Genomic DNA, 25,156 nt, shown 5'->3' with positions numbered 1-25,156 from the left:
GTGCCCGGCAACAGCTCGGTGGCGCTCGCTTCACGGGCGTGCGGCTCGGTGGCTTCAAGTTGTCATGCCCGTTCGGAGTATCCGGAAAACATCGAGAGCACCCGAGCCATCTCCGGTCCGATGACCGCCATGGCCGGTGCCTCGATCATCTCGTTGTGTCCGCATCGCACCGGTACCTCCACGATCCGGCCTGTCACGAGCGGACGCCATTCCTGTGGCGACCTCTCCCGCGGAATCCTGTCGTCTTTTCCGTCAGCCGGGAAGATCAGCAGGTCTCCCTCGTAGATCTGGGGAACGAACTGGTGCGTGATTCTCTGCGAAGTCTCGTACCCTCTGGCAATCCGCTCGAGGTCCCGACCGTCGACTCCCGTCTCGGGCCCGAGCCTCCGGGCCAGCACGGCCGCCGCCTCGTCGAAGGTCAGATCTCGGTCGGTCTCGATCTCGAGGCCGAGTCCTCGCAGTAGGTCTCGGACGTCGAGTGCGGCTGACGCAGAGGCATCGCCGTTGTCGGGGTAGCTGTCCATCATCGTCAGTGTGGCAACTTCGCGGCCGGACGATTGCAGTTCGACGGCCATGGCGTGCGCGATGACTCCGCCGAGGGACCAACCGAGCAAGTCGTACGGCCCGTCCGGCGAAACGGCTTCCATCTCTTCGACGTAGCGATGCGCCAACTGTTCGATCGACTGATAGTCACCGTCGTCGCTGAGTGCGGGTAGCTGAAGTCCGTACACCGGTCGGTCCTCGGGCAGATACCGCACCAAGCCGGCGTACCCCCATGACAGGCCGATACCAGGGTGCACACAGAACAGCGGTCTCCCACTTCCTTCTGTCCGCAGCGGAACAACCACGGCGAGAAGCTCTTCCATGCCGGCGTCCACTGTCGGCATGTCGAGGCGTCGAGCGATTCCAGCGGGTGTCGGGTCGAGGAACATCCACTGAAGCGGAATTCTGCGTTGGAAACGGGAGTGCAGTGCGCTGACGATTCGGGTGGCTACCAGGGAGGACCCGCCCAGGTCGAAGAAGCTGTCGGTAGTGCTCACCCGGCTGACACCCAGAACCTCGACAAACGAGTCGACCACGGCGCGCTCGGTGTCGGTGACCGGCTCGCGGAACTCGGCTGCAACCGAACTGAATTCGGGTTCCGGTAGAGCCTTTCGGTCGAGCTTGCCCACCGGTGTCATCGGAATCCGCTCGAGAAATACCACTGCCGACGGAACCATGTGCGAGGGAAGGCGGTCGGCTGCGTACGCCCGTATCTCGTCGCTGTTCGAGGCGTCGGCAGCTGACGTACGCACGTACGACACCAGGACCGTTTCACCCGACGGTCCCGTGTAGCCGACAGTTGCGGCGAAGTCCACCGACGGATGGCGTGAGAGAACTGCATCGATTTCCCCGAGTTCGATCCGAAAACCACGGACCTTGACCTGGAAGTCGCTGCGCCCGATGTATTCGAGTGTGTGATGCACTCCATCGCCGGAACCAACGATTTTGGCACTGTCACCGCCGGATTCACGCCAACGCACGACATCTCCGGTGCGGTACATCCGGCGCCCCGGCGACCCGTACAAGCAAGCGACAAATCGTTCCGACGTGAGCGACGCCCGATTATGGTACCCACGTGCCATACCTGGGCCGATGATGTACAACTCCCCCGGCACGCCCACCGGTACGGGCTGCAAACGCTCGTCCAGCACCAGGAAGCCGAAGCCCACTGCCGGCGAGCCGATGTTCACTCCCGCACCGGGTTTCATCGAATCGCTGACACTCGCCTGCACGGTGGTTTCAGTCGGGCCGTAGCCGTTGTGCAGCCTCCGACCCGGCGCCCATTGCGCGACGACCTCCGGCGGGCAGGCCTCGCCCACCAGATCGAGAACACGGAGCGCCTCGAAACCGTTGTCCCCCAACGCCGCCAGCGCGGTCGGTGTAATGGTGGCATGAGTGACCTGCTCGCGCCGGAAAACATCGGCCAATTCGGCGCCACCGTACACAGCAGGCGGAACGATCACGACTTGCGCCGAGGCGCTGAATGCCATCGTCAACTCGAAGATGGAAGCGTCGAAACTCGGCGATGCCAACTGTGAGACATGAGAGTCGTGAGTGACCTCGAACCTCTCACGAGTTTCGGCCGTGAAGCTCGCCAAACCTCGATGAGTAATGTTCACTCCCTTGGGTTTCCCCGTAGATCCCGAGGTGTAGATCAGGTAGGCCGGATGATCGAGGTTCAGTTCACCGGTTCGATCGTCATCGGTGATCGGTTCCGGCGACAGCGCGGCTACCCGCCGGGCGAATTGTGGGTCGTCGAGTTCCAGCCAGGGAACAACGTCGGGTAGGTGAGTTCGGCTGGACTGAACGGTCAAACCGAGCGAGGCTCGGCAATCGGCGAGCATGTATTCGACGCGCTCGCGCGGATAGGCCGGATCGACAGGCACAAAAGCCGCTCCGGCTTTGGTCACCGACCAGATCGCCACCACCGATTCGATCGAGCGAGGCATTCCCAGTGCCACGAAGGTCTCCGGGCCCACACCGCGACCGCACAACTCCCGGGCAACACGATTCGACCACTCGTCCAGGTCGCGATAACTGAGCTGCCGGTTCTCGAGCGACAGGGCCACCGAGTCCGGATCGATCGCCACGGCGTCCGCCAACAACTCAGGCCACAATTTCGGAGGTACTTCGGGGAGCCCATGCGCCGGCGTCAACTCGCGACGTTCAAGATCGCCGAGTAGATCGATGTCACCGATCGGTACCTGCGGATTCCGGGTCACGGCCTCGAGTACACGAACGAACATGTCGGCAAACCCGCTGACCGTACCGGGGTCGAAGAGATCGGTGGCAAAGTCGACGGCTCCGCTCATTCCTCCCGGTGCACCGCGATCGTCGTACTCTTCGGCGAGGAGGAATTCCAGGTCTACCTTCACTACCTCGAGTTCTGGGTCGATCCCGCGGACTTCCAGTCCCGCCAGCTTCAGAATCGGCCGATCGTTGTTCTGGAATTCCAGCGACACCGAGGAAATCGGTGCATAGGCGCTCGACCGTTTCGGCCCGACCGCGTCCACTACCCGCTCGAAGGGAACGTCGGAATGCGCGAACGCGGCGAGGTCGACTTCGCGGCAATGCGCAACCAACTCCCGGAACGATTGAGCCGGGTCGACCTGTGTGCGCAGTGCGAGCGTGCCGACGAACATGCCGACCAGATCATCGAGGGCACGATCTCCCCGGCCGGCGATCGGCGTTCCGATCACGATGTCGTCGGTGCTGCCCAAACGTGCCAGCAAGAGCGCGAGCGCTGCATGCACAGTCATGAATGCAGTGGACTCTTGCTGCCTCGACACGTCTCGGATACGGCGGTGAAGATCACTGCTGATCGAGAAGTGAATCCGCGAGCCGTGAAAACTCTGTTGTGTCGGCCGGTCTCGATCGAGGGGAAGTTCCAAGAGGTCGGGAGCGCCTGACAGTGCGCGTCGCCAGTAAGCCAACTGCTCGGTGATCACCGACCCAGGGTCGTCGCCGGAGCCCAGAACCTCCCGTTGCCAGAGCGCAAAGTCGGCGTACTGGACTGGAAGCGGCGTCCACTGGGGTTCCCTGCCGTACGCGTGGGCCTCGTATGCAATCATCACGTCTCGGGTCAGTGGAGACATCGAGAAGCCGTCAGCCGAGATGTGGTGCACCACTACGGCAAGTACGTGTTCGCGCTCATCGATGGTGAACAACGCTGCCCGCAGGGGAATTCGTGCGGCGACGTCGAAACCGGCCGAGACCATTCGGGCAAGCTCGTCACGGAGATGATGTTCGTCGGTCACCGATGTCTCGGCCAGTTGTGGCAGCGCGGCGCTTTCGGTGGGCACGATGTGCTGGACCGGTCCGTCGCCGTGGACCGGGAACATCGTTCGCAGCGATTCGTGGCGGGCGATGACATCGGACATCGCTGATCTCAAGGCCGGTTTGTCGAGTTCACCGCTCAACCGCACCACGAGCGGAATGTTGTATGCAGGAGAACTGGTGTCGAGTTGATTGACGAACCACATCCGCTGCTGAGCAAACGACAAGGGGATGTTGTCGGGTCGGGGGCGCGGTTCCAGTCGCTCCGACCGTTCGGCGACCGACTGGTCGATCACCGTAGCCAACTCGGCCACCGTCGGCGTATCGAACAGGTCCCGCACGCCGACGGTAGCTCCGAGCACCGCCCGTAGCCTCGCCGCGACCGAAGTGGCGCTCAGAGAATTTCCACCGAGCTCGAAGAAACTGATGTCGGTACCGACTCGTTCGAGGCCGAGCACCTCGGCGAACACGTCCGACACTGCCTGTTGGACCGGGCCGACAGGGGGACGGAAATCCCCTGTGGTCGTCTCGATTTCGGGGCTGGGCAATGCCGAACGGTCAACTTTTCCGACAGCGGTCAATGGTATGTTCTCCAGCACCGTGAGAACGGCAGGCACCATGTGCGAAGGCAAGCGCCGGGCCACGGCGCGAATCAGGAGCCTGGTGTCCAGTCGACCCGCGGTGGGCATGACGTACGACACCAGTCGGGTGTCTCCGGTGGGGGCGGAATCGGCAACCGTAACGGCAAATCCGACGTTGGGCTCCGCCATCAGCACACTGTCGATCTCACCGAGTTCGACACGGAAGCCTCGAACCTTGACCTGGAAGTCGCTTCGCCCGACGTACTCGACACACATGTCCGCCGTCCATCGCACGATGTCGCCGGTGCGGTACATCCGCGTTCCTGGGTCGGCCGGATTGGCAACAAAGCGCTCTGCCGTCAACCCCGGCCTTCGGTGATATCCCCGCGCCACGCCTGGTCCGGCCAGATACAGCTCGCCGGGGACCCCGACGGGAACCGCTTGAAGTCGAGCGTCGAGCACCAGTTCACTGACGCCACTGACAGGTCCACCGATCGTGATGCGTTCCCCGGCGGTCATGGGCGGACTGACGTTGGACATGATCGTTGCTTCGGTCGGTCCGTACGCGTTGTACAGGCGGCGGCCAGGTGCCCAGCGAGCGACGAGATCGGGTGGGCACGCCTCGCCCCCGAATACGACTTCCGAAAGTTGTTCCAGCCCACCCGGGTCCACCGTTGCCAATGCCGCCGTGGTGATGAACGCGTGCGTGACGGCGTGCTCGGCCAGAAGCTGCGCCAGGTCCTCGCCCCCGTAGATCCCGGGTGGAGCGATAACCATCGTCGCCCCGGCGCCGAAAGCCTGCAGATATTCGAAGAGCGACCCGTCGAAACTCGGAGTGGAGAAGTGCAGCGTGCGTGATTGTGGAGTTGCGCCGTAGCGTTCGACCTGGTCTCGGGCGAAGTTGTCGAGCCCTCGCTGTGTGACCACGACTCCCTTGGGCACGCCGGTCGACCCCGAGGTGTACACCACGTAGGCAGCTGAATCCAACCCGATCGGACGGAGTCGGTCGTTGTCGGTCAACGGGCTCCCCGAGAAGTCCTCGCACTTCTTCGTGAAATGCGGATCGTCGAGAATCAGCCACTCCGCGATATCGGGCAATCGATCTCGGCCCGCGGTGGTGGTCAATCCGAAGCTGACCTTCGAATCGATCAGCATGTGATTGATCCGCTCGTCGGGATAGGCGGGATCGATCGGCACGAAAGCAGCGCCCGTCTTGGCGACGGCAAGTATCGACACCACGGACGTGAGAGAACGTGGGACACCGACTGCTACGTAGTCCTCGGTTCCCAGTCCTCGCGAGACCAGCACGCGAGCAATGCGATTGGAGACGATGTCCAGCTCGCCGTAGGTCAGGCTGCCGTCCGCCGATTCCACGGCGAGCGCGTTCGGATCACGCTGGGCTGCCGCATCGAAGATCTCCGGGAAGACGCGCGACGACCCACCAGCCGTGCCACGGGCCGGCACCAATTCGGCACGTTCGGACGGGGCGAGCACCGACACCACAGCCAAGGGGCGATCCGGCTGGGCACACGCTTCGAGTACACGATGCAGTCGTCCGGCGATCTCTTCGATGTCGGCGGCACCGAAAACCTCGGGTAGGTACTCGAATTTCAGGCGGAGTCTGGTGTCGACCGATGCCACCAGGCTGAGCGGGTAGTGGGCAGCGTCCTTGGCTTCGACATCGGTGATCCGGATCCCCGCAATATCGGTATCGGACGAAAGGCCTTGACGGTCAACGGGATACGATTCGAAGACAGTCAACGTGTCAAATCCGGTCTCCGGCCCCGTGGCTACTTGGATCTCGGAAAGCCCGAGATAGTGATGATCCGACAGCTCTGCTTGCTCGGCCTGGATCCGCGCGAGGAGTGTGCCGATACTTTCTCTCGGGCGCAGAGTGATTCGGACCGGAATTGTGTTGATGAACAGCCCGATCATGGTTTCGATCCCGGTCAGCTCGGGAGGTCGACCCGACACCGTCGCCCCGAACACCACATCGTCTCTCCCGGTCAGTGCAGCGAGGACGATCCCCCACGATGCCTGAACAATTGTGTTGATCGTCAGCCCGAGTTCACGCGCCATCCCGCGAAGTGAGGTTGTGAACTCCTCGTCCAGATCGAACACCCACTCGGCCGCCATGATGGAGAGTCGACGAGATCGAACCGCCGGAGCCAACAGCGTCGGTCCTTCGACTCCGCTCAGCGTCCTCGCCCATACAGCTCGAGAAGCTTGCTGATCGCGGCGGCTCATCCAGGTCAGATAGTCGCGATACGCGCGCGCGTGAGGCAAGGCCGCCACTTCACCGTCAGCGGCATAGAGCGTCGCCAACTCCCGGATCAGCAGTGGCATGGACCAGCCGTCCAGAAGGATGTGATGGTTGGTGAGCACCAGCGTGAACTTTTCGGGGGCGAGAGCAATCAGGGTGAATCTGATCAACGGCGCCTGCGCCATGTCGAACGGGCGCGCTCGGTCCTCCGCCAGTGCTCGATCAAGATCCTGATCTGTTGCACCAGTGAGGTCGATTTCCTGCCACGGCGCTGCCACGGCGCTTCGGACCACCTGGACGGCACGGCCGTCCGCGCCGTGAAGGAAGGCGGTACGCAGGTTCTCATGCCTGTCGAGCAGCGCGTCGGCGGCGCGACGCAGGCGCTCCGAATCGACTGCGCCGGCTAGATCGAGAGCCACTTGTACGAGGTATGCGTCGACCGATCGTTCGGCCAGTTCGGCATGGAACAACAACCCCGCTTGCAATGGAGAGAGCGACCATACGTCGCTCAGGTCGGGGCACCGGCTTTCGAGGTCGTCGACCGCGTCCTGTCGAAGATCGACCAGATCGAAGTCCGAGGGTGTGAATCCGCCGCCGCCTGCCGCGTACTCACCGAGCCCGGCCAATGCGTCGAGCCACCACTGCGCCAGTTGCCGAGCGTCGTCCGCGCCCAGAATGTCCGGTGGGAACGTCCAGCTGGCAACGAGCTGCGGGCCGTCCTCGGGGTCACTGTTGTCGGTGTCGCTGTCGTCGACGGTCATCACGTTGACCTCGAGGACGCCGGCGAGTGGGAGATCGACGGCCGCAACCGTCCGCAGGTCCTCGTCACGGATCGGTACCCATCCCGCTGAAGCGTCGGAGTCGGATCCACCGACGCGTCCGAGGTAATTGAAACTGATCTGAGGCACCGGAAGTTGCGAAAGAGTGTGTGCCGTTTCGCGGTTCAGATAGCGCAGCAACCCGAAGCCGATGCCGCGGTCCGGCACCGCCCGGAGTTGTTCCTTGACGGCCTTGGCAGCGACGCCCGCAGCCGGACCGCCGGCGAAGGCGTCGCTCGGATCCACTCCGCTCAGATCGATCCGCACCGGGAAGATCGACGTGAACCATCCCACTGTGCGAGCAAGATCTGCCCCGGGAACCACCTGTTCCTCGCGTCCGTGTCCCTCGAGGCTGATCAATGTCTCCGGATTGTCGATCCCGCGCTCCCTATGCCAGCGGACCATCGCAAGAGCCAAAGCCGTCAACAACCCGTCCTCGACGCTCCCGTGAATCGCCTGCGGCACTGTCGTCGACACGGCCTCGGTCAATGCCGTGGGAACTCGTACTTCGATGTCGGTGGTGGCCGAGGCGGTGTCCCTCTTCGTCAGGGCGCGCACACCCAGAGTCGGATCTGGACCCGCGAGCACCTCTCGCCAATAGTCGAGTTCAGCAACCCGATCCGGCTCGCGCGCGGCGTCGACGAGGCCACGTGCCCATCGACGCATCGAGGTCCCGACCGGAGCCAGTGACGGGTCGACGCCTGATTGCACCTGCGCACAAGCAAGTGCAAGATCGGGGATCAGGATTCGCCAGGAAACACCGTCCGTCACCAGATGGTGCGCTACCAGTAGCAACCGTTTCTGGCGCTGTCCTTCCATTTGAATCTGCCCGTCGGTGTCGAGCAGGACTGCCTGCACCATCACACCTGTCTCCGGGTCGAGCCGCCCCAGAGCTGCGTCGAGTTCTGCCGAGACCGTCTCCGCGGCAGCACCCTCCAGGCTCGCGTGGCGTACGACGGTCTCCGCCCGCACCGTACCTGCTGGCGCAACGTCCATCCGCCGAGCGGATTCAGGATGCAGCGTCGCCCGGATGCCCGCGCGGAGGATGTCGTGGTGGTCCAGCACGGCCTGCATCGCCTGTGTCAGCGTGACCTCGTCGAGCGTGGCAGGAACCGCGAGGAGAACAGATTGTGAGTACCGCCGAAAATCTCCGCCGCGATCGAGCATCCATTCCGCGATCGGTGTCAACTCGATCTCCCCGACGCCGCCACCGGGCAACTCGTCGAGAACAGCGTGACCGCCAGACGTACCGGCCGTCTCGGACAGCGCCGCAACGGTTTTGCGTTCGAATACCTCGCGCGGTGAGATCAAAACTCCGGCAGACTTGGCTCGCGTCACCAACTGGATGGACATGATCGAGTCACCGCCGAGAGTGAAGAACGAATCGTCGACCCCCACCTCGTCGAGTCCCAGAACCTCGGCGAACAGGCCCGCAAGGATGCTTTCCGTCTCGGAGGCGGGGCCACGACTCACGGTTGTCTGTAGCCCGAAGTCAGGTTCAGGCAACGCTTTCCGGTCGAGTTTGCCGTTCACCGTCAGCGGCAACGCCTCGAGAACCGTCACGACAGCGGGGACCATGTGTGCCGCCAACCTCTGCGAGAGATACTCGAGCAACGCCGCCGGAGAGACAGTGGCAACGGCCTCCGGCACCACGTAGCCCACCAACCGGTCTCTGCGGGCCACGACCGCCGCCTGAGACACGCCCACTCCGGAGAGCAGCGCAGCCTCCACCTCGCCGAGTTCGATTCGGTACCCCTTCACCTGCACCTGCAGATCGTTTCGTCCGAGGTACTCCAGCTGCCCGCTGTCGTTCCAGCGCCCCAGGTCACCGGATCGATACATACGCGCCCCACTGACGGTGAGGTCGGGAATGAACCGCGCGGAGGTCAGACCGGACCGGCCGAGGTATCCGCGTGAAACCTGATCGCCGCAGACATACAGTTCACCCACCACACCGGGCGGCACCGGGTGCAACCGCTGATCCAACACATACACACGCAATCCGGGCAACGCCCGACCGATCACCGAGGCCGATCCGTCACGCGCCAGCTCACGATCGAGCGGTAGGTGGCTGACGTGCACCGTGGTCTCCGTGATGCCGTACATGTTGACCAGATCTGGTGACGACGTCCCGCGGCGGGCGTACCAGCGCGTCAACTGTCCGAAGTCGAGGGCTTCTCCACCGAAGATCACGTAGCGCAATGACAGGGCCGCGCTCCCGATACGCCGGTCGGCTTCCGCCAATTGATAGAAGGCAGTGGGAGTTTGATTGAGCACCGTGACACGTTCGTGCCGTAGCAATTCGAGGAATGCCTCTGGTGAACGGGCCGTGAAGTAGTCGACCAGTACCAGCCGGCCACCGTGTGCGAGTGCGCCCCACATTTCCCAGACCGAGAAGTCGAATGCCTCGGAATGGAACATCGTCCACACATCGCCGCTGTCGAAGCCGAAGAGCGCTCCGGTGTTTGCCAGCAACGTCACGACGCTGCGGTGGGAAACCTGCACCCCCTTCGGACGCCCAGTAGACCCCGAGGTGTAGATCACGTAGGCCACCGAATCGGGTCGGAGCGGTAGCAGCCGGTCTTGGTCGGTCACCGGAAGCGGAGAAAACCTGTGCAGCGCGTCGAGAATCGCCGGGTCGTCCACGGAAATCACTGGAATCTCGTTGTCTGCGATTGCGTCATTGTCTCGTATGTCGTCGCCGTCGGCCCGAGTGGTCAGCACGCACTTGGGTGCGGAGTCACGCAGCACGAAGTCCACGCGGTCGACCGGAGAAGTCAGGTCCACCGGTAGGTATCCGCCACCCGCCTTCACCACCGCCAGCAATGCCACCACCAGGTCGATCGAGCGGGTCATCGCGACTGCCACCAGGGTTTCCGGCACCACACCCTGAGCCACCAACAGTCGAGCGAGGCGGTTTGCTCGCTCGTCGAGTTCGCGGTAGGTGACGGACAATCCGTCGCAGCGCACCGCCACGGCATCGCCGGACGTCAGCACCGCACGATCGAAGAGATCCGACAGCGAATCCTCGTGGGTTCCGACGCCCGAGACCGAGGCCGAGCCTGAGGCCGAGGCCGATGGCGCAACCAGCATCTCGCTGTATTCGCCGGCCAGAAGTATGTCGATGTCGCCGACGACTGCCGACGGATCCTCGATCACGGCGCCGATCACTCTCTCGAAGCGCTCCGCGATGCGCGTCACCGATACTCGATCGAAAATATCTGTTGCATAACGGAAACCGGCGCTGATACCGGCCGGCCCACCGTGCTCGTCGACGTGTTCCATCACACTCAGTTGTAGATCGAATTTTGCAACCGCGAGATCGATGTCGAGCGAGCGAGCCGTCAGTTCCGGCAATTCGAAGCGCAGTCCCGTATCGGTCTGGAATTCGAGGAGTACTTGAAAGAGGGGTGAATGCGCGGTGGAACGGTCGGGCGAGCGGTCATCCACCAACCTCTCGAAGGCAATGTCTGCATGGTCGAGTGCACCGAGATCCGTTGACCGCACCGCGGCCAACACCTCGGCAAAGGTTGCTCCGGATTCGACGGGTGTGCGAAGCACGAGCGTGTTGACGAACATCCCGACCACATCGTCGAACACCGAAGCACCGCGCCCTGCGACCGGAGTGCCGATCACTACGTCGTCCGACGCCGAAAGCCGTGCCAGCAACACCGCGAGCGCCGCATGCATCACCATGAACAGGGACGCAGCATTCTGGTGTGCGAGGTCGGTCAAAACTCGATGGATCTCGGGTGAGAAGTCCATCGAAACCACCGCGCCCTCGGTAGACCGTTTCGGCGTTCGTGGTCGATCGAGAGGGAGCGGCAAGACTTCTGGAATATCCGACAGCTTCGTTGTCCAGTAATCGAATTCATCCGACGTCGACGTTCCCGGACCAACTTCTGCGTCGAGGATCTCCCGCTGCCACAGGCTGTAGTCGGCATACTGGATGGGCAGTGGCTCCCAGTCCGGATTCTGCTCCTGAGCACGGGATGTATAGGCGCGCATCAGGTCACGTGCCAGTGGCGCCATCGAGAAACCGTCCGCGGCGATGTGGTGGACGACGATCGCAAGAACATGCTGCTCCGGCCCGATTCGGAGTAACCTCACGTGCAGCGGGAACTCTTCGGCCACATCGAATCCGACGTCGAAGAACGCGTGCAAGTCCGTAAAAAGCCGCTCGCCGGGAATCGGGACGGGGTGGATTCGAGGAGCAGCGAGCGCTGGTTCGGCGATCACCTGGTGGGGCCCGTTCGCGGACGTCGGGAAGATCGTTCGAAGGGTTTCGTGCCGTTCCACCACATCACCCAGTGCGGCTTGGAGCGCACCCGAATCCAGGAAGCCGTCCAGTTGTAGTGCGACGGGGATGTTGTAGAGCGGAGACGAGGTGTCGAACTGGTTGACGAACCACATGCGCGCCTGTGAGAGCGATAGCGGAATGTGTTCTGGCCGGGTCTTACCCGCGATTTCTGAAATACTCGAACCTTCCGGCCCCGAACCTCGCAGCACAGCTTGTAGCTGATCGATCGATGCCGCCAGATCAGCGACCACGGGAGTGTCGAACAAGGCCTTCACACCGACATTCGTGCTCGATTCGGATCTGATGCGCGCTGCGACGCGAGTGGCGCTGAGCGAGTCTCCACCCAGTTCGAAGAAATTGTCGTCGGCGCCCACCTGGTCGAGATCGAGCACCTCGGCGATGGCTCGAGTGACCATAACTTCGGCTCGTGTGCTCGGCATCCGATAGTCCGCGGCTGTAAAAGTAGTGTCCGGGAGTGCTTTACGATCCAACTTCCCATGCACCGTCACCGGAAACTCCCCCAACACCACCACCACCGACGGCACCATGAACCCCGCAAGAGACCTCCGCACCCCCTCCAACACCACCACCTCATCGACCACCACCCCCACCTCACCCACCACAAACCCCACCAAAAAATCCCCACCCACACCCGACCGCAACACCACCACCGCACCAGCCACCCCCACCTGAGCAGCCAACACCGCCTCCACCTCACCCAACTCCACCCGCTGCCCCCGCACCTTCACCTGAAAATCCGTGCGCCCCACAAACTCCAACACCCCACCACACCTCCACCGCACCACATCACCCGTCCGATACACCCGAGCACCCACCACCCCCGACACCGGATCCGCCACAAACCGACCCACCGTCAAATCCACACGACCCTCATACCCCCGAGCCACCTGCACCCCACCCACATACAACTCCCCCACCACACCCACCGGAACCGGCCGCAACCGCGAATCCAACACCAACACCCGCGTATTCCACACCGGCCGACCAATCGGAACACCCACCCCCACAACACCATCCACCACATGAAACGTCACATCCACCGACGCCTCCGTCGGCCCGTACAAATTCACCAACTCCGCACCACACACCCCCGCAAACCGCCCCGCCAACACCGACGACAACCCCTCACCCGACACAAACACCCGACGCACACTCGAACACCCCACCACCACCGAAGGCTCCCCCACGAACACCTCCAACATCGACGGCACAAAATGCACCACCGACACCCCCCACCGCTCGATCACACCCACCAAATACACCGGATCACGATGCCCACCCGGATCCGCCACCACCAACCGCGCACCCACCATCAACGGCCAAAACAACTCCCACACCGACACATCGAACGACACCGGCGTCTTCTGCAACACCACATCCCCCACACCCAACGGAAACTCCCCCTGCATCCACAACAACCGATTCACCACCCCCGCATGCGAAACCACCACCCCCTTCGGACGACCCGTCGACCCCGACGTGAACATCACATACACCGCATGCTCAGGCAACAACACCCCCAACCGATCACCCACCCCCACCGGATCACCCGAAAACCCCGAAACATCAACACAACCCACATCAACAAACCCCACCCCCACCGGCAAACACCCACCATCACCACCCCGCGACAACACCACCACCGGATCCACCACCCCCACCACAAACCCCACCCGCTCCACCGGCGCACCCACATCCACCGGAACAAACACCCCACCAGCCCGCACCACCGCAAACACCGCCACCAACAACTCCACCGACCGCGACAACACCACACACACCCGCGACTCCGGACCCACCCCCAACGAAATCAACAACCGCGCAAAACGATTCACCCGAACATCAAACTCACCCCACGACAACACCACCCCACCACACACCAACCCCCCACCACCCACACCAGCAAACCGCCCATCCAACACATCCACCAACGTCAAACCCCCCACCGCAACCCCCACACCATCCCAACCACCCACCACCAACCCACGCTCGGGCGCACCCAGAATCTCCGTATCACCCACTGGGGCAGTTGGATCCGATACCACCGACCGCAGTAGGTGGACGAAGCGCTCCCCGAACTCGGTGACTGTGGTGCGCTCGAAGATATCGGAGGCGTAGGTGAAGGCGGCGTCGAAACCCACCGGGATTCCGTCCTTGCCAAGCTTTTCGGAGAGCGACAATTGCAAGTCGAATTTGGCGACACCGATGTCGACTGAAACAACATCGACACCGAGTCCTGGTAGTTCGAGGTGAGGATCTGCGGTGTTCTGAAATTCCAACAGAACCTGGAAGAGCGGTGAACGAGATGGTGAACGCTCCGGAGCAACTGCATCGACGACTCGCTCGAACGGCACCTCGGTTTGCCCGAACGCTGCCAGATCAACTTCGCGAGTTCGTGAAAGGATTTCCTCGAAAGTCGCGGCGGTATCAACGGCGGTTCGCAGGACGACCGTGTTGACGAACATCCCGACCAGATCGTCGAGGACTTGCTCGGCGCGCCCTCCTACCGGAGTGCCGATCGCTATGTCCGGCGAGGCGCTCAGCCGTGCCAACAGAACGGCCAGCACTGCGTGCATCACCATGAACGGTGTCGCATTGTGATTCCGAGCGAGTTCGAGGAGGTCACTGTGCACGTCTGCGGGCACCGAGAATCGGACCGATTCACCGCGCATGGATCGTTCCGCCGGCCTCGGTCGATCCAGCGGAAGGTCGATCACGTCAGGTAGACCGGACAGGGTGGACGTCCAGTAGTCCAACTGCTTCGCCTGGAGCGTGTCCGGATCGGCGTCACTGCCGAGCAGTTCGATCTGCCATTGGCTGTAGTCGGCGTACTGCACAGGCAAAGGCGGCCAGTCCGGTGCCCGACCGGCAGCCCGCGCCGCGTAGGCGCGGGTCAGGTCGCGGGCCAGCGGCTCGAGTGATGCTCCATCCGCCGAAATATGGTGAACCACCAACGCGAGGACGTGAACGTCCCGAGTGATTCGAAAAAGGGAGCCGCGCACGGGCACGTTCGCGCTCACGTCGAACCCCTCGCGAGCGAGATCGGCGACGCGCCTGTCCAAGGCTTCCTCGTCAACGGATACTTCCCACGCCATCTCCGACGTCACACGTTCCGAAGGAACCACGACCTGATGTGGACCGTCGACCGACGCCGGGTAGACGGTGCGAAGCGATTCATGTCGATCGACAACATCTCCCATCGCGAGTTTCAGCGCAGCCACATCCAACGCCCCTGACAGTCGGACCACCATCGGGATGTTGTAGGCCGGGGACGACGTGTCGAACTGATTGACAAACCACAGGCGTTGTTGCGCCAGAGACACCGGAATCTTGTCCCTGTACGAATGTGCCTGCAGGATTGGACGCTTCGAACGCGAGGGATCAACGCCGGAGGACTTCGCGTCACGCACGTGGAGAGCCAGTGATTCGATCGTCGGTGCTTCGAACAAAGTCCGCACCCCGAAATCGATTGCTTCAGCGGCATTGACTCGTGCGATCAGCTTTGTGGCGATCAGTGAGTTCCCACCCAGCTCGAAGAAGTCGTCACCCGCACCCACCGCCTCAGCACCTAGAACGTCGGCAAAAATCTCGGCCAGCAGTAGTTCTTCGGCGCCCTCGGGCGGGCGAAAGTTGTCCGACCGAGCATCGAACCGAGGTGCCGGTAAGGCAGCGCGATCGACCTTTCCCGATGGAGTTACCGGCAACTCGTCGAGAGGAACAAAGGCCGCAGGAACCATGTACGACGGCACACGGCTCGCGGCGTACTGCGTCAGATCGGCCGTCGAGAGCGCACTTCCGCCGGCAGGCACGACGTACGTGGTAATCATCGTTGTACCGGAGGGAGCCGCACGCGCCACGGTAACTGCATTCTCGACCTGCGGACACGACTGCACGACGCTGTCGATTTCCCCGAGCTCGATACGGAATCCGCGAACTTTCACCTGGAAATCGCTGCGGCCGACGTACTCGAGTGCACGGCCACGGCGCCGCCGCACCAAGTCCCCCGTTCGATACATCCGCCGGCCCGGGAGACCGAACGGGTCGGCCACGAATCGTCCTGCGGTCAACGCATACTTCCGGTGATATCCGCGTGCGAGCGCGTCTCCCGAGATGTACAGCTCGCCCACAACACCGTCGGGGACGGGGTGCAATCGCTGATCGAGCACGATCTCCTCGAAACCGCGGAGCGGACCGCCCACTGTGATGTTCTCCGACGACACCATAGGCTCGCCTATGTTCGACATGACGGTGGTCTCGGTCGGCCCGTAGGCATTGCACAGCCGTCGGCCGGGAGCCCACCGCTGCACAAGATCCGGCGGACAGGCCTCACCACCGACCACCACGTCGCCGAAGTCCGAAAGGCCCTCGGGAGAAACTGTTCCGAGCGCCGCAGTAGTGACAAAACCATGCGTGACACGCTGGGATTCGAGGAAGCGAGACAGCTCGTCACCGCCGTAGATCGTGCTCGGTGCAATCACCATGGTCGCTCCGGCACCGAAAGCCAGCAGGTATTCGAAAATCGAGGCGTCGAAACTCGGGGTCGAGAAGTGCAATGTTCGCGCATCCCGGGTCGCACCGAACCGCGAACGCTGTTCGGCAGCAAGCGCTTCCAGTCCACGATGCGAGACCGTCACCCCCTTGGGGAGTCCGGTGGAACCCGAAGTGTAGATCACGTATGCGGGATTGTCGGGGCGGATCGGGTGCACCCGATCGACATCGGAGATGGAGCGGACGGACAACCGCGTAAGTCGGCCACCGAACTCAGCGTCGTCAATCGCTAGCCAGGAAATCGAATCCGGTAAACGATGAAGTTCGGAAACGACCGTGAGCCCCAGTACGGCGCCGGAATCGGTCAGCATGAAGCGAACACGTTCACCCGGATAGGTCGGATCCACCGGCACGAATGCCGCGCCGGCTTTGGTCACCGCCAACATCGCGACAACCGATTCGATCGAACGCGTCAAACCCAGCGCCACACTGTCTTCCGGACCGATGCCGCGGTCGATCAAGACTCGGGCCAACTTCGACGAACGCTCGTCGAGTTCTCGATACGTCAACTCGCCATCGAGATACGACAGGGCCACGCCGTCGGGGTGTGTGCGCGCCGCACCGTCGAACAGTTCGGCCAGGGTGCGGTGCGAAGCGCGAGGGTCACTGCAGACAGGCTGCATCGCGGATCGCTCGTCGTCGGACAAGATGTCGATGTCGCCGACCATCATTGCCGGATCTGTGGTGACGGATTCCAGGACGCGCGCGAACCGCAAACCGAGGCCACGTACCGTCTCGGCGTCGAACAGGTCGGTGGCAAACGCGAGCGTCACCGTGATTCCGGACGGCGTACCCACCTCGTCGAACAGTTCGACTGCAGACACTCCGAGATCGAAGCGACCGAGGTCGGGAGGGTGCTCGTCAGCGCTGGCGACGGACTCGAACGTCACCTGTATCACAAGCGCATACGCAGGTACATCCTCCACCTCGAGCGACTGCGCCACCTGCTCGAGCCGTATCCCACTGTGCGGCAGCGCATTACTTCGGACCTCGACGACACTGCCCAAGAGCGCCGTGAACGGCGTCTCCAGATCGATGCGACTCCGGATGGCAACGATGTTCGCGTCGGATCCCGTCGGCGTACCGATTACCACGTCCGAAGCCCCGGACAATCGGCTCACCACAAGCGCGAAGCCCGTATGTAGGACCGCGCGTGTGTCCGTCCCGAGATCACTTGCCATTTCTGTAATCCGCGCGTGGGTGTCTGCGGCGATCACGACCTCAACCTGTGCACTGTCCAGCGATTGCGTTGCAGGCCTGGGTCGATCGAAGGGAAGTTGCAAAAGTTCGGGCGCCCCGGTGAGCTCATGTCTCCAATACTCGAGGTGCCGCACTTCGCGTTGTCGTCGCTCGCCCTCCCGGGCCGTCGGGCCGTGAATGTCTGCGAGCTCGGCACCGGAATCAGACGCGATCAACTCTTCCAGCAAGCCGACAAAATTCCGGTGGTGCTCGCGTAAACCCGCCTCCTCGTATCGGATCGGGTTTGCCCGGAAGTCGACACGCAGCCTGTCGCCGCTCGGATACACGTTGACCAGAAGGTCTTCCACCGGCCCGGAGGTGACGATGTGATACTCCCCAACCACCTCGCCCAACTGCACCTCCTGGCGAAACAGCATGACGTTGACCATGGGCCCGGCATATGAGTCTTCGCCTTCCAGACCGCTCGTCACGCCTGCGTCCCGACGGATGTCGTCGAGGCTGCAGCGCTGGTGCCGCAATGCACCCATGAGCTCATGCTGGACCTGGGCGAAGAGTTCACCGACGGTGTCGACGGCGGCGACAATGATGAGCAGCGGCGCGACGTTCACCATCATGCCGCCCGAGTCCCGCAACACCGCCGTAGTCCGTCCGGACATCGGAACATGAATCTGGACAGTCTCTTTCGCCGTCATTCGCGAGAGGTACAACGCGAGCGCAGCGACGACCGTTGCAGCGTGGTTCTCGGATTCGTGGAGAAGGGCACAGCTCCGGTCCGACATCAGTGTGCTTTCGAGTCGGCTCTCGATGTGTGCGGGCCCAGAAGCCTCCGCCAAGCTGGATCCGGCACCGACTGTATTGCGCCCTGCCCAGTACTCACGATCGGCAGCGAATCGATCCGACTGTCTGTACCGCTCGTCGATGTCGTACAGCGTGCGCAGTGTCGCGGCACGACTCGGCTGCAGATCTTTTCTCGCCGCCGAGGCCGAGTACCGATGCGCAATGCGGTTCATCATGGTCATGGCACCGAAACCGTCGAGCGCGACATGATGGATACGGCTGTACCACAGATAGTGCGCGTCACCCACGCGCAGCACAGCGGTCGCGACGATTCCGTCGACTGCCAGGTCGAGCGGCGTCCGGCAATCTCGACGCATCCACTCGAGCGCAGCCTCGAAGGGATCCTCGGTCCAGCGGAAGTCGACCAAACCGACCGAGATTTCGGCCTTCTCGTCCACGTACTGCATCGGCTGACCATCAACCTCGATGACTTTGAGCATGGGAGATTGAAACTCGTAAGCACCTGCCCGCGTTTCGCGATCCAGTAATTCGACGTCGAGTTCGCCGCGCAACTCCACGTAGTGCGCTATCAGAATCGGGACTTCGGGATCGAATTGCTGAGCGAACCAGGTTGCCCGTTGGGCGGCCGAGAGCGGAAAGAGGGTCTCATCAAAAGGGTCGGTCCGTCTTACCTCGAAGGGTTTCACAGCGCCCCGCCCCGCATGATCTCCGCGGCCGCCGAGTGCGTAGCCGCGTCCGAATCAACAGCGCGAAAGCAAGAGGCTGATCGCGCCTCTCAAGCAGTCGTACCCAGAATCGGCAAGCACATGCACGGACCACCAGGCGATGTCACGTACGTATCGCCCATGTTTCACGTGCCCGATATGCACTAAAAGTGTGAATGTGTCCCGTCACCTCGGTAATGTCCCACTCCGAGACGACACATCCCCCGAGGGGAGCAGGCGCATGGACATCACCACCATTACCGACGTGATACGCCGACCACCGGATCGCCCAGGGGACGTGTGGCGTCCCGGCGACGCCTGGCTCGCGGGAGGAACGTGGCTGTTCTCAGCGGAACAACCCGACACACGTCGACTCGTCGACCTCACCGCGCTCGGGTGGACACCACTGGAGGTCGGCGCGACTCATTTCAGTGTCGGAGCTACGTGCACCGTTGCCGAACTGTATGCGTTTGTCCCGCCGGACAATTGGGGTGCGAGTCCACTTATTCGCGTCAGCTGCGAGTACTTCCTCTCGTCTTTCAAGGTGTGGAATTCGGCCACCGTAGGCGGGAACATCTGTATGTCGCTTCCCGCCGGACCGATGATCACCCTGGCAGTTGCACTCGAGGCTACTTTCACGCTGTGGGCCACCGCCGGAACAGTGAGGACCGTCGACGCGTGCGACTTCGTGACCGGTGACCACCAGAATGTCCTGGAGCCGGGCGAAGTTCTTCGGAGCATCGAGTTCCCGGTGCACGCGCTCACCAAACGCCACGCCCACCGCCGCTTCAGTCTCACGCACCTCGGCCGTTCGACGATCTTCATGATCGCGACGCAGACTCCGGGAGCCGACGACTTTCACGTCACCATCACCGCCGGCACTACGCATCCGATACGGCTGACGTTCGACACGATGCCGGACGAGCACTCTCTGCGACGAGCTGTCGACTCCATTTCGGCCGACAGTTGGTTCGACGATCCCAACGGAACCCCCGACCACCGCCTGCACCTCGCCCGTCACTACGCCGACGAGCTCCGAATCGAACTCACGGGGAGCCAGTCATGAGCTACACGGTGAACGACCGGAAGTTCGACGAGGAACCGTTCCCGGGACAGTGTCTCCGGACGTTTCTTCGACACCTCGGACACCACGGGGTGAAGAAGGGTTGCGACGGCGGGGACTGCGGGGCGTGCACAGTGTGGCTCGACGGAGCGCCGATACACAGCTGCATCACGCCCGCCTTTCGCGCTGACGGTCGCGCGGTGACCACGATCGAGGGACTCGGTACGCCCGAAGATCTCCATCCGATTCAGCAGCAGTTCCGGGATGCACCCGGCTTTCAGTGTGGGTTCTGCACCGCCGGAATGATCATGACCTCCGCGGCGCTCACCGACGTGCAGAAAGAAGACTTGCCGCGAGCGCTCAAGGGAAACCTGTGCCGCTGCACCGGTTACCGATCCATCGAAGACGCGGTCAACGGTGTCGGCGCTGTCGAAGTTGCCCTCCCCGGACAGGCGGTCGGGACCAGCGTCGGGGCGCCGGCGGCCACCGACGTCGTGACCGGCCGAGCCGAATACACTATGGACACCGCGATCGACGGCATGCTGCACCTGAAAGTGCTGCACTCGCCCCACGCGCATGCACGCATCACCTCCATCGACACCACCGAGGCGCTCGCCGTCCCCGGTGTCCATCGCGTGTACACCTGGAAAGACGTGCCGCGCAAGCTCTTTACAACGGCAATTCATACCGACCACCTTGTTGATCCGGACGACACGTACATCCTCGACAACGTCGTGCGGTTCGTGGGTCAGCGGGTGGTGGCCGTCCTCGCCGACTCCGTCGTCGCTGCGGAAGAAGGCCGTCGGAAGGTGAAGGTCGATTACGAGATCCTGCCTTCCGTGTTCGATCCGGAAGAGGCCATGGCCGACGGCGCTCCAGCCCTGCACGGATCCGACGATCCCTTTGTTCGAGATCCCGAGCACAACATCCTGCTCGAACTTCACGGTCACGTGGGCGACGTCGAGGCCGGGTTCGCCGAGGCCGACGTCATCCACGAAGGCACCTACTTCTCGCCGCGAGTGCAGCACGCACATCTCGAGACGCACGGTTCGATTTCATGGATGGAAGACGGACGCCTTCACGTTCGCACGAGTTCGCAGTCCCCCTCCATCGCCAAGGTCAAACTCGCCCATCTCTTCGACCTCCGCCCGGATCAGCTGCGCGTGTTCTGCAAACGCGTGGGCGGCGGGTTCGGAGGAAAACAGGAAGTGATCAGCGAAGATCTGGTGGCGCTCGCCACCCTGGACACCGGTCGTCCCGTCTGCCTCGAATTCACCCGAGAAGAAGAGTTCACCACCGCGTCACCGCGTCATCCGATGAAACTCACAATCAAGCTCGGAGCAAAGTCGGACGGGACACTCACCGCGTTCCACTATCGCAACGTCTCGAACACCGGTGCATACGGAAACCACGGAGGAGAGACACTCTTTGCCGGCGGCGCGGCAGTCTCGCTCTATCGCTGTGCGAACAAGAAGTTCGATGCGTATTCCGTGTACACCAATAACGTCCCGAGCGGCGCTTTGCGTGGGTACGGGATGACTCAACCGGCCTTTGCCGTGGAATCGGCCATGACCGAATTGGCCATCGCGCTGAACATGGATCCGCTCGAACTGCGTCGACGCAATATCGTCCGACCGGGCGATTCGCTCGTCGCACTCGAAGACGGCCCAGACGACGTGATCTTCACCGAAGACGGACTGGGGCAATGCGTCGATCTGATCGACGCAGCGTTGAAGCGCCAACCGGTTCCCTCGCTCGGAGACGATTGGCTGATCGGCACCGGTACTGCCAGTTCACTACATGAGACCGCGCCACCCACCGAGCACATTTCCGAGGCTTGGCTCACCCTCGGCGAAGACTGTGTATACGAACTTGCTATCGGCACAGTCGAATTCGGTGAGGGAACTTCTACGGCCCACGTGCAGATCGCCGCGAATCAGCTGGGCACAACACCGTCACGTGTACGAATCATTCAGTCGGACACCGACCGAACCGGTTTCGACACAGGCGCTTTCGCCAGCGCCGGCCTGTTTGTCGCTGGGAACGCGGTACTCCGCGCGTCGAATGCGCTCCGCGATCGACTACTAGCCTTCGCCGCACATCACACCGGCGTCTCGATTGACCTGTGCTCGATGGACGACGACAAGATCGTCTGCGGTAGTACTCGATTAACACTGCAAGAGTTACTCGAGGCTACACGCCCGCGCGGGATCCGATTCACCGAAGCACGGAAAGCGTACGGGTCGCCGCGCAGCGTGGTGTCCAACACTCATGGCTTCCGGATCGCCGTCCATCGCATCACCGGCGAGATCCGCATCCTCTACAGTGTCCAAGCCACCGACGCTGGGGTGATCATCAATCCGGCGCAGGTGCGGGGACAGATCGAAGGTGGCGTCGCCCAGGGCATCGGCTTCGCACTCACCGAGAACTTCCACGTAGACGCAAACGGCGCGATGACGAACCCGAATCTACGTAACTACCGGATCCCGACCTATGCAGATGTCCCACGCACCGAGGTGATCCTCGTCGAGTCATCAGACTCCGTCGGCCCACTCCGCTCCAAGGGCATGGCGGAGTGCTGCATCAATCCGGTTGCCCCTGCTTTGGCGAACGCACTGCAGGATGCCACCGGGTCACGATTCCGGTCACTACCGCTCACCCCGGAACGCATCTACTCAGGCCTGAACCGATGACCGCGAACACGTCGGCGGACAGCGCCGCTACGGTCATCATCGGCCAGCGAGTGCGTGCCGGACTGGAGAAAGAATTCGAGGTCTGGCAGAAAGATCTCAACCGGGCGGCCGCAGATTATGCAGGCTTCCTCGGGGCAGAAATCGCGGCTCCGACGCCCACCCAACCTGATTGGGTGATCGTGTACCGATTCGACTCCATCGCTCATGTTCAAGCGTGGATCAACAGCGCGACGAGGCAGGACTACCTCGACAGCGGTCGTCAGTTCTTCGACGGCCCGGCCACGCAGCAGGTAGTGAGCGGCGGGATCAGGCCTCCGGACCCACTGCTGACTGTCGTAGTGACGCACCGAGTAGGTGACGACAGTATCGACGAGTTCCTTGCCTGGCAGGATCGCCTTCGGGAGGTGGAGAGTGCTTTCGACGGATTCCGCGGCACCGAACTGTTTCGCCCAGTCGACGGTGTGCAGGATGAGTGGACCCTGCTGTATCGCTTCGACAATGCTGCCCATCTCGACACGTGGCTGACTTCCCCTGAGCGACAACAGCTTCTCGCCGAGGGTCGCAAGTTCCACGACTTCGAACTGCGAACCGTGGACAATTCGTTCGGCAGTTGGTTTGCCTTCGACGAGAACGGAAACGAGGCCCCTCCACCTTCGGAGACAAAAACCTCGATCGCGGTCTGGGTCGGTCTCTACCCGACTGTCGTCTTGCTAACTTTGGCGCTGTCACCGCTGAAGCTGCCACTCTGGCTCGGATTGTTGATCGGCAACCTGTTGTCGAGCTTCATCATGAGTTTCTTCACGATGCCGTACTACGTGAATCGGCTCCTGCACCGTTGGCTGCGTCCACCTCCAGGGATTCCTGTCGCAAAAACCAACGCGCAAGGGGTGGCGATCGTCGCTGCGGTGACCTTGTTCTGGGTGGTCGTCTTCTATCTGGTGACTACTCAGTTCTGGTCGCTGCCCTGAGCTCTCCAGAACGCGAAATGCCAGCGCATGTACCGGGGCATGATTCTTCCCCGGTGCATACGCTGGCATTTCCAGTTATGCCCGTTCAGGCGGCCGTCGGCGGGCTGTTCCCGCCGATCGGCTGCTGATACGGATCAACCGACATCGGCGGATAGAACACCGACTTCCGATCCGGGCCGATCTCCACCCGCCACTCCGTGTGGTGCAGTGTCCGATGATGATGACCGCACAACAAGATCAGATTGTCGAGATCTGTTGGGCCACCATCGTTCCAGTGAACAATATGATGAGCATCGCACCACCCCGACGGAGTCCCGCACCCCGGAAACGCGCACCCACCATCACGAACCGCCAACGCCCGCCGCTGCGGCACCGTCGCCGTTCTCGCTTCCTTACCGCACTCGAGCGGAACACCCTTCTCGTCCAACAAGATCCGCGTCACGGTGCAGTCGCACGCCAACATCCGCGCAGTATCGATACTGATCGGGCCCACCCAATCCGTCCACGCGAACCCGAGTTCCTCCGTCGACGGCAGCAGGTCTTTCAACGCTTGCAGATCCGTCAAGTCCTTCGCCGACGCAGTCACCGTGATGTGCGGTTTCACCCCGCCCTCGACCGGGCCCAACCCCGCCCGCTCATACCGGCGCAACAGTTCGCAAAACCCTCCCGCCCGCCGTAATGCCGGAGTACGCGTGTCCTTCACGCCGTCCTTCACCGGTGTCGGAGCCGACAAACTCGACAACAACGTGATCAGACGGGCCCCGTTCACAGCATCCAGATCGCCCTTCACCGTGACCCGCCCGTACAAGCCTTTCGAGGCGTAGAACTCGTTACGCTCCGAATCTTCCCCGACCGGAACACCGTCCTCGCGTTTTCCGTACTGCTTCTCGATCCGCCGAATCGCCGCCCGCACCGCATCACAATCCGCGATGTTCTTCGACGCCAGACCAAGCAGAATCCCGCGAGCCTTGTCCACATCTGCCAGAGTCATGTTCTTCGGTGGATGCTGACAAAACGACGCCACCTGACGGGCTTTCAACGCATCCACCTCACCCCGGTGAAACGCATCGCCGACAACGGGTTCGAGCATCAACAACCGCGCCAACCCGACCAGCAGACTGCACTCACCGATCTCGAGATTCGTCGAACCATGCAACCACTGCGCGATCGCCCGAAAACCCTTCCCCCCGAGAACCTCACGGGAAAACATTTCCACGATCAACAACACCATCCGCGACTGCAACTCGTGTCGGACACGCACCAGATCCAGAACCTCACTCTTGAGGCCCTCGCCATCCAGCTGCCACGCTTCCCGACTGTCCATACTCAAAGTCTAATCGAACATACTTTCGAGATCCAGAGACATAACGGACAGGTTTC

General features: G+C 62.3%; 5 protein-coding genes. 3 read left to right on the top strand and 2 right to left on the bottom strand.

Going from position 1 to position 25,156, the window contains the following annotated elements; all coding sequences use genetic code 11:
• Nucleotides 1–62: 62 nt before the first annotated feature.
• Nucleotides 63–19,034, bottom strand: a complete 18,972-nt coding sequence (locus RE4_RS21690) for a non-ribosomal peptide synthetase (RefSeq protein WP_060939324.1) — start codon at nt 19,032–19,034, stop codon at nt 63–65.
• A gap of 259 nt (nt 19,035–19,293) precedes the next feature.
• Between RE4_RS21690 and RE4_RS21685 the strand changes: the two genes are divergently transcribed.
• From RE4_RS21685 to RE4_RS21675, 3 genes are read left to right on the top strand one after another with little or no spacing between them, the layout of a single operon-like run.
• Entirely contained in the window at nt 19,294–20,118 is an 825-nt protein-coding gene (locus RE4_RS21685) for an FAD binding domain-containing protein (protein WP_021333613.1), read from the top strand.
• On the top strand, nt 20,115–22,808 hold the full coding sequence (locus RE4_RS21680; protein WP_060939323.1) for a molybdopterin-dependent oxidoreductase: 2,694 nt from the start codon (nt 20,115–20,117) through the stop codon (nt 22,806–22,808). Before RE4_RS21685 ends, RE4_RS21680 begins: the two co-directional genes overlap by 4 nt.
• A complete protein-coding gene (locus RE4_RS21675) occupies nt 22,805–23,776 on the top strand; it encodes an antibiotic biosynthesis monooxygenase (RefSeq protein ID WP_029255495.1) in 972 nt (323 codons plus the stop codon). Before RE4_RS21680 ends, RE4_RS21675 begins: the two co-directional genes overlap by 4 nt.
• Before the next feature lie 85 nt (nt 23,777–23,861).
• Here RE4_RS21675 and RE4_RS21670 read toward each other — a convergent pair whose 3' ends face one another.
• On the bottom strand, nt 23,862–25,100 hold the full coding sequence (locus tag RE4_RS21670; protein ID WP_060939322.1) for an HNH endonuclease signature motif containing protein: 1,239 nt from the start codon (nt 25,098–25,100) through the stop codon (nt 23,862–23,864).
• Nucleotides 25,101–25,156: the final 56 nt, after the last annotated feature.

It is taken from the genome of Rhodococcus erythropolis NBRC 15567 (genome assembly GCF_001552595.1).
Classification (GTDB): Bacteria; Actinomycetota; Actinomycetes; order Mycobacteriales; family Mycobacteriaceae; genus Rhodococcus_F; species Rhodococcus_F erythropolis.
Note: the sequence above shows the minus strand (reverse complement) of the source record. Positions and strands in the feature narration are given on the sequence as shown.

Bases quoted from the DNA above. Each gene is read 5' to 3' on its own strand.
- RE4_RS21685 (WP_021333613.1), top strand. From the start codon at position 19,294: ATGGACATCACCACCATTACCGACGTGATACGCCGACCACCGGATCGC.
- RE4_RS21675 (WP_029255495.1), top strand. From the start codon at position 22,805: ATGACCGCGAACACGTCGGCGGACAGCGCCGCTACGGTCATCATCGGC.
- RE4_RS21680 (WP_060939323.1), top strand. From the start codon at position 20,115: ATGAGCTACACGGTGAACGACCGGAAGTTCGACGAGGAACCGTTCCCG.
- RE4_RS21670 (WP_060939322.1), bottom strand. From the start codon at position 25,100: ATGGACAGTCGGGAAGCGTGGCAGCTGGATGGCGAGGGCCTCAAGAGT.